This is a genomic window from Gimesia sp. (assembly GCF_048262075.1).
Taxonomy (GTDB): domain Bacteria; phylum Planctomycetota; class Planctomycetia; order Planctomycetales; family Planctomycetaceae; genus Gimesia.
In genome coordinates this window covers 15,635-28,280 of sequence record NZ_JBLXFK010000007.1, presented here as the reverse complement: position 1 = coordinate 28,280, position 12,646 = coordinate 15,635, and the positions used below count along the sequence as shown (strand labels likewise).

9 protein-coding genes are annotated in these 12,646 nt (G+C 50.6%); 7 read left to right on the top strand and 2 right to left on the bottom strand.

Features of this window, described 5'->3' with window-relative positions; translation table 11 throughout:
- The first annotated feature begins 7 nt into the window (after positions 1–7).
- Positions 8–1,207 carry a bifunctional glutamate N-acetyltransferase/amino-acid acetyltransferase ArgJ gene (gene argJ, locus ACN0YH_RS14990; protein ID WP_417380384.1) on the top strand — a complete coding sequence of 400 codons (1,200 nt, stop codon included), beginning with the start codon at positions 8–10 and terminating at the stop codon, positions 1,205–1,207.
- A gap of 190 nt (positions 1,208–1,397) precedes the next feature.
- Here the strand turns inward: argJ and ACN0YH_RS14985 are convergent, their stop codons facing one another.
- Together ACN0YH_RS14985 and ACN0YH_RS14980 are read right to left on the bottom strand one after the other, a co-directional pair.
- On the bottom strand, positions 1,398–1,835 hold the full coding sequence (locus ACN0YH_RS14985) for a hypothetical protein (RefSeq protein ID WP_417380383.1): 438 nt from the start codon (positions 1,833–1,835) through the stop codon (positions 1,398–1,400).
- A 721-nt stretch (positions 1,836–2,556) separates the two neighbouring features.
- Positions 2,557–7,272: a PQQ-binding-like beta-propeller repeat protein gene (locus ACN0YH_RS14980; RefSeq protein ID WP_417380382.1), complete on the bottom strand. Its 4,716-nt coding sequence runs from the start codon at positions 7,270–7,272 to the stop codon at positions 2,557–2,559.
- Positions 7,273–7,953: 681 nt separating this feature from the next.
- Here ACN0YH_RS14980 and ACN0YH_RS14975 point away from each other — a divergent pair.
- The 6 genes from ACN0YH_RS14975 (at position 7,954) to dnaB (ending at position 12,632) form a co-directional block, all read left to right on the top strand.
- Complete coding sequence (locus tag ACN0YH_RS14975; protein ID WP_417380381.1) at positions 7,954–8,574, top strand: 50S ribosomal protein L25; 621 nt, start codon at positions 7,954–7,956, stop codon at positions 8,572–8,574.
- Positions 8,575–8,629: 55 nt separating this feature from the next.
- Positions 8,630–9,199: an aminoacyl-tRNA hydrolase gene (pth, locus tag ACN0YH_RS14970; RefSeq protein WP_417380380.1), complete on the top strand. Its 570-nt coding sequence runs from the start codon at positions 8,630–8,632 to the stop codon at positions 9,197–9,199.
- A 127-nt stretch (positions 9,200–9,326) separates the two neighbouring features.
- The gene (gene rpsF / locus ACN0YH_RS14965) at positions 9,327–9,743 is read left to right on the top strand and encodes a 30S ribosomal protein S6 (RefSeq protein ID WP_417380379.1); all 417 of its coding nucleotides are present in this window, start codon (positions 9,327–9,329) and stop codon (positions 9,741–9,743) included.
- Positions 9,744–9,918: 175 nt separating this feature from the next.
- Positions 9,919–10,407, top strand: coding sequence for a single-stranded DNA-binding protein (gene ssb / locus ACN0YH_RS14960; protein ID WP_417380378.1), 489 nt, complete (start codon positions 9,919–9,921; stop codon positions 10,405–10,407).
- A gap of 87 nt (positions 10,408–10,494) precedes the next feature.
- A complete protein-coding gene (gene rplI / locus ACN0YH_RS14955) occupies positions 10,495–11,001 on the top strand; it encodes a 50S ribosomal protein L9 (RefSeq protein ID WP_417380377.1) in 507 nt (168 codons plus the stop codon).
- Between the two features lie 203 nt (positions 11,002–11,204).
- Positions 11,205–12,632: a replicative DNA helicase gene (gene dnaB, locus ACN0YH_RS14950; RefSeq protein WP_417380376.1), complete on the top strand. Its 1,428-nt coding sequence runs from the start codon at positions 11,205–11,207 to the stop codon at positions 12,630–12,632.
- Positions 12,633–12,646: the final 14 nt, after the last annotated feature.

The window sequence follows — 12,646 nt, the reverse complement described above, 5'->3', positions numbered from 1 at the left end:
GAAGCAGTTGACTGCTGACATGATATTACCCCGGGGATTTCGTTCCGCAGGCCTGGCCTGTGGGATCAAGGAAAAGAAATCGACCTTTGATTTATCTCTGTTTGTTTCAGATGTACCCTGTGCTGGAGCAGGGGTGTTTACAAAAAATCAGGTGTGTGGTGCCCCGGTAAAAGTTTCCCGCGAACGGGTCCCCGGCGATTCGTTGCGCGCGGTTGTGATCAACTCTGGCAATGCGAATGCCTGTACCGGGGAGCGGGGCATTGAAGATGCGAAATGGATGACAGGTCTAGTGGCCGCAGGTCTGGATATTGCAGCAGAAAAGGTGCTGGTCTGTTCGACGGGGATTATTGGGCGATTTCTGCCTCGCACTCCGCTTGAAACGGGGATTCCTGCAGCGATTGAACATTTGGGCTCTGATTCAGAAGCATTTCTGAATGCAGCCCGGGGAATGATGACGACTGATACCGTTCCCAAGCGTGCGACGCGGGTGGTCAATGCTGGTGGTCAGGAGATCCGGATAAGCGGTGTTGCGAAAGGGGCTGCAATGATTGCTCCTAATATGGCGACGATGTTATCAGTGATAATGACGGATGCCCCCCTCAGTGTGGCACAAACCGATCAGATGTTAAGGCATGCTGTCGATCGTAGTTTCAACTGTGTTTCTGTAGAAGGTCATACCAGTACCAGTGATACCGTATTTCTGCTGGCCAATAGTGCCTCGGGAGCAGATGCTCTATCAGAAGCGGAGCTGGGGCAGTTCCAGACTGCGCTGGATGAAGTGGCGATGGAGCTCGGGCAGGCCATCATCCGGGATGCGGAAGGTGCTGACCATTTCGTCACGATTGAAGTTTCCGGGGCAGCAGGGCGCGCTGATGCGATGGAAATTGCCCGCACAATTGCCAATGACGCGCTGGTGAAAACAGCGATCGCAGGCTCCGATCCCAACTGGGGTCGAATTGTTTCTGCCACCGGACGGACCAGTGTGAAACTGAATGAACAGGACATCGTGCTGCATATTAACGGGGCGCTGATCTATGAGGACGGGAGGCCTGCCGACTATAACGAACAGGCGATCTCGGATGGGATTCGGCAAAACCGGGATGTACTGATTCAGGTTCAACTGCCATTCGGAAATGAGAAGGTTGTGTTCTGGACCAGCGATCTGACGCAGGAATATGTGCGGTTGAATTCAGAATACACGACGTAATCAGGCAGGTATCAGTCGAACAAAAAAAGAGCGGGAGTTTGCTTTAAAACTCCCGCTCCTGTTTTAGCCACAGCATGTTGGTCCGCAAATGGATGCTGAGGAGAATTCTATCAACTGGTCAGCAGTTGTGTCTGCTGTAGCATCTCTCGTCCCGCTGGTTTCAAGATGCTACAGTCGAAGCAGGCACAGATTACTTTTCAGTGACTTTGAATCCTTTTTCGAAGGCTTTGTCATTGAAGATCAGTTTGATCTGTGCATCGCCTTCTGCTTTTGATGCTTTTGCTTTGCAGCCACCGCAGCAGAATTTCACTTCAGTGCCAGCAACTGTTACTGCCTGGGCAGGGTTGACTGGTTTGCCGGCGAAGGGGCAGTTGACCTGCTTAGCCTGTTTGGTTGCAACCAACTGCATGTTGGCTTTGGCAGCAAATTTCTTGGGGTTAGCTTCAAAAGCTTTTTTGCAGTTTCCACAGCAGAGGCTGACAGAACCACCTTTGTAAGCGACCGTCTGAGCTGGGTTTGCAGGTTTGCCGGCGACGGGGCAAATTGCTTTACCTTCTTCAGCAGCAAAGCTCTGACCAACAAAAGCAGCGACTGCCATTAAAGCAGCGATGGATAATACTTGACGCATGGGTTTCTCCTTGAGTGTTGAAATATTGTGTGGTTGTTACAAAAAATAGTGCAACATAAACGAAAGCAGGATCCGTTCCCATTTTCCGCTACGGAACTCAAATTCGGCAGGGGACAGCGCAAGGCTCATACGAGAGCGTCTGTTGCTTGAGAACGGAGGTGATTAATCCAGATTTGAAAGAGGGCTAGATTAACCAGAAGCAGAAGTGCGCGCAGAATTCCCCTGCGGAGTCAAAAGTTTCAGGGGGACGCCGTTCGAAATTGCGTGAGGTAGCGGGGCGAACAGGGTGAGTGAGCTGAGCAGTCAGATTGATGGATTCGAATTGACTGCGTAATTGTTGCTCTAACTCGATTGATTTAACAGAGACAGTTGCAGCTGTCTGTGAAAACGACTGATGACAGTGACAAGCTGGTTTCTCACATTGTGTCTGTTTGTGGTTCGACGGGGACTGTTGATCCGGTTGGTGGGAACTTCGGCAGCAGCAGGATTTCGTCGAGACCTTCTTATCAGAGGCTGATTTGCTGCAGCAGCAGCTCTTGGCCTGACTGTCCTGCTTCTGGCTGCACTCGCAACCCGAAACGGGGGCAGCTGGCAACACCAGGCAAGCAATCAGAATCAGTACTAAGAAACGGTACATGGACGCTTTCTTAAGATTGACATTTATACTAATGCGAAACTCCCCCATTATATTTTTATAAGTCTTGTTTCGCAAGTAGTAATTTTAATTCTTTTCAGTTGTCTGCTTTTCAGCGGGGGGGAGGGGGGCTGCCTGTTTCTGTTCGCGGATTGCCAGTTCATCGTCATCGTACAGGCGAATTCTTGCATTATAAGTCAGGATTTCTACCATTTTTTGTCCAAAATCGACGTTCAGATCTCTGATATTGGAGTCGATCGGTGCATTCCAGGAGAGCAGGCTATCGCCCGTCTGTTTATCGATCGCCTGAAGATGAATAATGCTGGTAGAGCGATTTCCCATGCGTTTGTAATCTCGCGACACCAACAGGATAACTGGCAGCAGATTCTGCTGGTCGAGGACCAGATGTTGTTTGTCAATTTCCTGGTTCCAGAGTCGTTTTCCCGTCTGCCGATTGAAGGTGTAAAGCATTCCATTGATGGGGATTGAGGGGATGTTGACCGAAATGGAATTATGCGAAGGCGAATGGGCGGCGAAATAGATCTGATTCTGATCTGCAACCAGATAGAAATTCTGATGATTGTTGAGTTCTGCCCGTGGGATGCCTTCCAGTTCAGAGCGTTTCCCCGTTCTGAGATCAATGATAGATAACTGTCCCTTAGGGCTTAATACTGACAGGTAGTGGTGGCTGAAGAGGCCAAACTGGGAGTCGCGGGGAAAATCAAGCTTCCAGTTGAACTCACTGGACTGGGGGTGAAAACTAAAGATGGAACTGACGCCGGCTGTCAGGCCAGGCAGTTTTGTGTCTTCTGCTGACGAGATGGCGACAAATGCAGACTCGCCTTGATAGATGGCATTTTCAAGGTATTGCCTGGTTTTCCCGATGTCTACCTGCTGGCCATCACTGACACGCAGAACTTTTTTGGTGACTCGATCCCGGGTGACCAGGTAAATCATGCGATCGTCACCCAGCACGCGGGTTTCTTGATCGACATTGTCGTGGGTCCAGCGGACTTTTCCGGTACGGGTATCAATGAGGATGATCTGCCGACGACTGTAATAGCAGGTATAGTCAGCATTGGCAGCGGCAATCATACCTACTTTGCGGATGGCAATTGAAGGGTGGTGTCGATGCACGAGAGTGGATTCATTTCCCAGTTGAGCCGGTGTCAGGCGGTAGGAGCTGGAATAATACCGGTTTGTCTGTTCCTTCTCCAGTTTCTGGCTCCAGATCAGCCTATGATCGACAAGATCAAAGAAGTGCAGCATATCTCGATGTTGCAGAATCAGATTATGCCCGACCACATCACTTTCATTAAAGCTGGATGAGCGAGATTGCATCGTTGATCGCAGTGGGGTTGACCACATCAGCTGATTTCCCGCAGGCTGTTTCATCGTCAGACGATTCTCTTTGGGATGGACGGTCAGGATCAGCGACCGGTAGAACGGCAGGCTGGAGCCACTGGTATCCAGCGTGTTTTCTCCCGAGGAATAATATCGTGCCGAACCACCTACAATGAGTTTCAGGTTTCGGGGGCGCCAGTTTTCCGGCAATTGTTTCTGACTGTCTGTCTGCAGGTTCTGGTGATACTGATCCTGAAATTGTGCAACAGTCAGGTTCTCTGCTACGACCAGGCTGGGGTCGTACTGTGAAAGTTGATTCAGGTAAAAAGCGGCGTCGTCCGTCAGGTTGAATTTCACACAGAGTTGAACCATCCCCGCCAATGCTTCAGCTGTATACTGAGGCGATTTCAGATTCATCAATCGGGACAGCCAGAGTTCCGCTTCAAAGAACTGCTCCGATTGCATTGCGTGCTTGATTTGCAGCCGCAGTACCGGAATTGAAGCGTCAAGGGAGCCGAACTGCTGCAGAAAGCGTATCCTGGTTTCGGCATCTTTCATCAGAGTCTGCCGGGCGCGCTCGCTGATCTGTTGTGTAAACTGGGCCTGTTGTGCGGGCGCGGCCTGTTGCCAGAGATCACTGGCCTGTCCTGCGATCCAGCAGTCAACTTGCGTTTCCGTACCGCCTGTTTTGATAAGGGAGTCTGCCGGCGCCGCCGTGAGCTCAAGCAGAATTTTCAGAGCCGTAGAAAACTCATTGCGAGCCCGGGCACGTTCCACGAGCAGTCTTTGCAGTTCAATGCGCTCATTTTTCGAGGCGACCTGCTGTTCCAGTTGCTGGACCAGTTCATCATGTTGATTGAAGTCTGAACGAATGAGGGAAGTCAGGCAGTCGATCATCAGGGCCTGATATTGAGTTTGATTTTTGCCAGAAAGCTGCGCGGGATTGATCGCTTGCAACTTCATCAGAGCCTGTGGATAGAGATGACTCATTATCAACAGTTCTGATTCTTTAAAGAGTGCCAGCGGGTCACTGGCGTTCTCTTGTTTCAGCTGTTCGATTTCCGCTTCGAAGGTCTGTTTCTGTTCGAAGCTGGCAAGTCCTGCCGTGCTGAGTGACAAAAACTGACCCTGGTAGATGATCAGGTTACCCAGCGGCTGCCTGTCGTCGGGGCTGAAGATTTTGTTCAGAATGATGCCCGACTTGACGTCAAAGGTCCAGATCTGCCCGCTTTGTAGAGGAACGTGCAGACGGTGATCGGCGATGACTGCCTGACCCGAAGGGAGGCCTGCTTCTGAATCAAAGGGTTTGTTCCAGACCGTTTTACCGTCAGTCAGTGAAACCGCATGTACGCCATTCAAGCCAACCAGCAGAATCAGATTATCAACGACACCCGCCAGGTAGAGTGAACTTTCTTTGGCGCGTCGCGTCCAGCAGGGAGAGCCTGTAATCAGATCAAGGCAGACCAGCGTTTCATCGTCCTGGGGTGTATAAACGACCTTGTTTCCGCTGATAACAGGGGCAGACGGGCACCAGCGCTGATTCAGGGGTTCCCGCGCAGTCTGGTTGATGTGACTGAACTGCTGGTTGTTGTTGGTGGTGCTGACCGGTTCGTATCTGGTTGACCAGAGAATCGAATGATTCAGGCGATCAATGGCAGTTAAGAGGCCAATCGTCGTCGGGCAGATAATGACTCCCTGGTCGATTGCGACGGGAGCGATCCACCAGCGGCGGACCATGTCGAGTTCAATATCCTGATCGGGATTGCCTATCTGTTGCGACCAGCGTTCCTCGCCGGTTTCCGGATCGAGCGCATACACGCGGATTTCCCGGTCCCGTTCGCCGATAATATAGAGTTCATTTTCAGCAGGAGTGGGAGCTCCGAAGAAAAAAGTGCCCGCCAGGGGAAGGTCAAATGGTTCTTCAAAGCGGGTTCCGCCCAGTTTCCATTTGGGTTGACCGGTTTCCAGATCGTAGGCAACCAGCTGATTGCTGGACCAGAAGTCTGTATCAAACCCGCCCCGCTGCCGCAGACGGTTGAAATTCCTTGCGGAACCGGAGCGCCCCAGATTCAGGCGCATGCTCTCCAGTACGAACAGGTGCTTGCCGTCGCTGCTCTGGCTGCCCCAGTTGGCATTTCGAAAGAGCAGGCTGGTTAAGGCGTGGGAATCGGGGTCTGTCCCTTTATAAGGTGAAAATGACTGTGGTTCCTGTTCTGCATCAAACAAGCCTCGGGCCTGCGGTGTGTTGCTGCTTTTGAGCTGGGCATTGATATAGGCCGTTTCCGGTGAATTTTCCAGCGCGGCTTCCCAGAGCGGGGCACCCGTGCGGGAATCGAGTACCTGCACTCCCTTGAGAGTACGAAAGATGACTTTACCATCAATTGCCAGAGGAGGCAGCGCAGGAATGGTGGCACGTCGGGCGCTGGTGAGATCTTCCTGGATCAGTTGTAACTGAGTCTGTATGGAATGATTCGATGTGAGCGGATAGGACCAGCGGGGGATCAGTAACGGATCGGCGGCTTGAGCACGGGCTGCATGATTGGGAGAGCCGAACAGCATCGGCCACTCTGTGAGCATCAGGTTGGAGGTGGTCTGTAGGATTTCCTGTTTCTGCAACCACTTCAGTGGACTTTCGTCGGCACCACCAATTCTGATGGACTGATTGAGACCATCAGACGCGTCATCCGGCTGGAACAGTTCAGCGACAAGGTCTTCATTTCCCGTCTGTTTAAAAATATAGGCTGCTTTTGTTTTCCACTGTCGCGACCTGGTAATCGGGGCATGCATTTTCAGCAGGCGTTGCAGGTATTGTGCGGCCAGGCCGAATTCTCCTCGCTCGAGATGATACGAGGTCAGGAAGTTCATCGAATCGAAGCCGGCAGGGGTGCTGGCAAACCGGGTGGCGATTTCAGCGTAAGCCTCTGGAGCGGCATTATTTCGCAGGGCGTCGGAGAGAAGTTTGCTGGCCAGTGCTTCATACTGACGTGTGAATTTTTCCTGTTCTTCATCCGGGATAAGCTGCAAAAGTTCATAGATCAGCTCACGGTCGGTAATCAACTCACGGGAGCCATTGATGTGAACGGGCAGATTCAAGCTGTTTTCCAGCATCAGTTGCAATTTCTCACGAGCTGCCTGCCATTGTTCTCCTTCAATTAACTGCTGCACGCTTTTGAAACGTCGTTCCTGTTCCAGGTCCTGGGGAAAACGGTAATAGTCTGGACTTTTCGATTGTGCTGGTTTGTTTGCCTGTTGGGCAGCTTTGGGGTTGCCGAACCAGCCCTGAATAATTTTCTTCAGTGGGTTGAGAGCATTCTGTGCGGGTGCCTGTTTCTGTGCATTGGGCTGAAAGGGGGCCTGTTTTTCTTCCGGTTCATCAGCATAAAGCCCCAAGACGGGGAGCAGGAGCAGGCAGGTTATAACGATGGAAACGTTCGTGCGGTTTATTCTGGTCAAATTCATCCACTCAGCCTTATTGTTGTCTGGCGGGGATATGGTATGCCAAGGCATTTGAGTCACTCTCAATCTATTCTACAGCCTGTTTTGCTGGAGCCAATACGTAAACTGGTGGAATTGCGGTCTGTTGGAATCATTGGGTTCCCTGTTATCTGTCTGGGGGACGCTGGTTGAATCGCAGGATGTTTTTGTGTACACTTTTTCTGGGAAAAGGAAAGTGTGGCTGATCGGGACAGCAAGAATCGACTTGTGGAAATCAAAAAAACAGCATGTCTTGGAACTTTCAAGCAAGATAGAGGGGGGAATCGGTTGCAGATTTGTGCGCGGGAAGTTATTTTTGCACGCTTCAACTATAGCAAACTGGTGAAGTACCAGCCGCTCACGCGGGTGGAATCGCTGGGATTGCCCTTGGACTATATGTGCTTTTCAGACGGAACTGCCTTTGCTGTCTGACTTTAGCCTGTGACTAATTCAATTGATGCGTCTTTGGAATCATTTGTTGGTTGCGAATGACGAAAAGCGTATTTGAATGAAGCGGGACACATCAGTGAGCACTGATTCAGGCGGGGCACTGGTTGACCATCAACAGTATTTAATGACATAGTGTCAGGTGATAGATTCAAAAGTCTTTAATGGAAGAGTGGGGCGACGTTAACTGTTGTAACACTCCTCGAGGAATGTTGGGAAATGTCAGACGATTTTGTATTGCAGAAAATCAGTGCTACGAAGCGTGAAAAACTAGGCTCGATCGAAAGTCGACATATTCGCCGTGCTGGTCGGATTCCGGCAGTGGTTTACGGCCACGGTCAGGACCCCGCACATGTGAGCGTGGATGAACGCGAACTGCAGGATCTGGTCAAAAATCGCGAACGTGTGTTCGAGATCGACGTTGATGGTAATGTTGAAGAAACCATGTTGCGGGATCTGCAGTGGGATACATTCGGAACACAAATTCTGCATGTTGACCTGATCCGGATTAATGCTTCGGAACGAGTGACACTGGAAGTTCCCGTGCGACTGCGGGGTACATCACCTGGAGCAACTGATGGCGGTATCCTGGAACAGCCGCTGCATGCCCTGGAGTTGGACTGCCTGGCTCATAGTATTCCGGACTACATTTCCGTGAAAATCAATGCTCTGGAAATTGGTGATGCGATTCATGTTCGTGACATTGAAGTCCCACGTGGCTGCAAAATTCACAATGAACCGGAACTGGTAGTTGTGCATGTGCTGGCACATGGTGCTGAGGAAGCAGAGCCTGCAGAAGAGCCTGAAGTTGAAACGGAAGAAGCAACAACAGAAGACTAAGATCACTCAGTGTGATCAGTATCGGTTAAGTATTTGAAATCTGGCGGGTGTCGCAGTGAAAGTGGTCGTAGGGCTGGGGAATCCCGGTAAAAAATACGAACGAACGCGTCACAATGTCGGGTTTGAAGTGTTGAATCAATTGGCAGAGTGGCATGGAGCACCTGGGGCACGAAGCCAGTTTGAAGCGGAAGTCACTGAGATTTCCTGTGGCGGCGATAAAGTGTTACTTGTAGCTCCACAAACATTTATGAATTTAAGTGGCCGCAGTGTTGCCGCTGTGGCGAAATTTTTCAAACTGCCAGCAACAGATGTGATGGTTGTTTGTGACGATATGAATCTGCCTGTCGGGCGTCTCCGTTTGCGGGGGTCTGGTTCAGCAGGTGGACAAAAAGGATTACAGGATATTATCCAGAAGCTGGGTACTCAGGATGTACCACGCCTGAGAGTGGGTGTGGGACGGCCTCCTGCCGGATTTTCAGCAGCGGATTATGTCTTAGGTCGATTTCAGGGGAAACAGGAATTCGAGCTGATCGCGACGGCAGTTGACAATGCTGCCAGGGGGATCGAATGCTGGGTTCAGGACGGACTTGAAATGGCCATGAACCAGGTCAATGCACCTGAGTAAACAGATCCCGGTTTGGTTGAACCGGCAATAAGAAATAAATGAGAATTGGATCAACAATCTGGCTGAATCATAGAAGCCAAATTATTCCGGGAGAAAAGTCTTGTCTGTAGCAGAAAAAAAAGCAGTTATGGTAAATTACGAAGGAATGTTCCTGTTGGACAGTGGCAAATTTGCTGCTGATCATGAAGGGACTATTGCTCATCTGATGGAAATCCTGGAGAAGGCTGGTGCTGAAGTCGTAGCACACCGTCCATGGCAGGATGGAAAACTGGCTTACGAGATCGAAGGCCACATGAAAGGCCTGCATTATCTCGTGTACTTCACGATGCCAGGTAGTGGTATGGATTTGATTACCCGTGCCTGCCACCTGAGTGACATTGTCATTCGTCAGATGGTAATCAAGCAGCCTCAGACACTGTTTGATGCGATGGTCTCTGCCATTGATCCCAGTTCTGCTCCAGAATCCGCTGCAGCAGAATCCAAGGGAGATTCAGACTCGGATGAAGCTGATTATGATGCTGTTGACGACGATGATGAAAACTAGACTGTATCCAGTTTTACTGTAGCGTTTCCAGGGCTGTCTGGCCCGGGTATTTAAGATTGAGAGACGCTATACTCAATTGTGATGCGTTCTTGTGGTTCATCGCTGGTTCGATGATTCAGAAATAGTTGTTCTGGAATGTTCCCGTTTATAACATTCAAACTTAGGGAGACCAATTATGGCCAGTTTTAATAAAGTCATACTGGTAGGCAATTTAACACGCGACCCACAGGTGCGCTATACACCGGGTGGGAGTGCGGTCGCTGAGATTGGTCTCGCGGTGAATCGCAGCTGGTTTGACAAGAACTCAAATTCCCGCAAAGAAGAAACCACCTTTGTTGATGTGACGTTATGGGGGCGTACTGCAGAAGTCGCCAGCGAATATCTGACTAAAGGGCGTTCGGTCCTGATTGAAGGTCGATTGCAGCTGGATCAGTGGGATGATAAAGAGTCCGGACAAAAACGAAGTAAGCTCAAAGTGGTAGGCGAAAATATGACCATGTTGGGCGGCAAAGGTGAATCAGGTGGCGGCGGCGGTGGTGCACCCTCGGGAGGCGGATATGCCTCACGCGGAAATGCTCCCTCGCAGGGGGGCGGTTCCAGTCCTGCAGATTCATTTTATGATAACACCCCTGGTGGAATTCCTGATGATGATGTGCCCTTCTAATTGAAGCGCGGTCGCTGGGGAATTACACAGCAGGTAACAGTATTTTTAAACGATTGTATCAAACAAAAATTACGGAAGTGACTGATAATGGTTCGTAAACAACGTAGCTCCGCTGTCGTCGGTAGTACCAAATCATCTATCGAAGTATTACTGGCAGAAAACGTGGATAGCCTTGGTGAGCAGGGAGATATTGTCCGGGTCAAACCTGGGTATGCCCGTAATTTCCTGTTGCCTTATGGTCTGGCGACGATTGCGACTGATCACAATAAATGGATGGTCGTCCAGCATCAGAAGCGGATGGCCGAGCTCGAAAAAGATCGTCTGAAATCTCTGAAGAATCTGGCTGACAAGTTGAGTAAGCACAGTGTGACGATGGAAGCCAATGCCAACGAAGAGGGCCATCTTTACGGTTCCATCGTGGCTGTTGATATCAGCAAGTCTTTGAAAGAGGGTGGCTTTGATATCAGTGCAGACAGCATTCGCCTGGAAGGACCTCTGAAAGAGCTGGGGATGTACACCGTGAAAATGCAGCTGCATGATAAGGTGAAAACCGAAGTCAAAGTCTGGGTCGTACCGACTGCAGAAAAAAGCTGAGCCCGGTCAGGTAAGAGAAATTTTACCAGTCTGAGTTTCACGAATAAGAGAGAGGTCCGCTATATTGCCGGGCCTCTTTTTGTTATATATGATTGCTCTCGCAGCGCGAATTGATCTGCTGATTGCTTAAGCACTACGTTGATCTGACCACTGTGCTGCAGAGAGAACTCACTTCATATTGCCTACAGAACCAGGGGATGGTTATGTCAGTCGCCGGTAAAGGAAATTTTCGCCGTCCGAAGCAGGAATCCGTCGAAGAGTTATTCGGTAAGGTTCCACCGCAAAACCTGGATGCGGAAAAAGCGGTGTTAGGCGGAATTCTTCTGGATAATGTGGTGATCGATGATCTGGTACAGATCGTTAAGGGCAACCACTTCTACAGTGACAAAAATACCCGGATTTTTGCCGCGATTCTCCGTTTACATGATTCCGGTGTGCGAGGCATCGATGCGGTGACCATCGCTGAAGAGCTGGATTCGAAAGGTGAACTGGAAGAAGCTGGCGGGGTGATGTATCTGCATGAGATTCTGGAGAGTGTGCCCCACGCGGCGCATGCTGAGTATTATGCAAAGATTGTCCGGGATAAATCGGTACAACGGACCCTGATTCATTCCTGTACGGAAATCATCCGTGAAAGTTATGCACCGCAGGGTGACACGCTGGACGTCTTGAATAAGGCGGAGCAGAGTATCTTCAGTATTCTGGAACAGCAGGGCGAAGGGGATAAGATTGAAATCCGTGACATCCTGATGGATGCCTTCGATCGGATTCATGAGCGCTCTCAGAAAGAGGGCATGCTGACCGGGCTGACCTCGGGTTTTCTGGATCTGGATACCCAGATCAATGGTTTTCAGCCTTCCGAACTGATTATTCTGGCGGCTCGTCCCAGTATGGGAAAAACCGCGCTGGTCTGTAACTTCGCGGAAGCCGCCGCGGACGAAGGGGGGACGGCCACGATTGTCTTCAGTCTGGAACAGTCCAAGCTTGAGTTAGCCGAGCGTTTGCTCTGTATTCGTTCCGGCGTGAATGGTCACTCACTGCGTGCCGGCGACCTGGAAGACGATGAACGCCACCGCCTGATTGAAGCGTCGTCAGAACTCAGTGAAATGCCTCTGTTTATTGATGATAAACCGGGGCGGACGATTCAGGAGATCAGTGCGATCTGCCGACGTTTGAAGCGACTCAGTAATCTGGGACTGATTATTATCGACTATCTGCAGTTGATCGAACCTGAAGATAAAACGATGCCCCGTGAGCAGCAAATTGCTTCGATTACCCGCCGCCTGAAAGGCCTGTGTAAAGAATTGAATATTCCGATCATCGCGCTGGCCCAGTTGAACCGTGGAGTCGAACTGCGTGATGACAAGCGTCCGCGCCTGGCTGACCTGCGAGAGAGTGGTGCCATCGAACAGGATGCCGACCTGATCATGTTTCTGCATCGTCCGGATAAGTATGATCCGGAAGATAGCCCTGGTCTGGCGGAAGTCATCGTGGCCAAGCACCGTAGTGGTCCCACCGGGATTATCAATCTGACCTGGATGGCATCGTCGATGCGGTTTGCCAACTATGCAAACCTGGATGTTCCAGAAGGGGGCTACATGGGTGATAGCGGGGGTGGTGGTTTCGGCTAATCACAGCCTGGCTG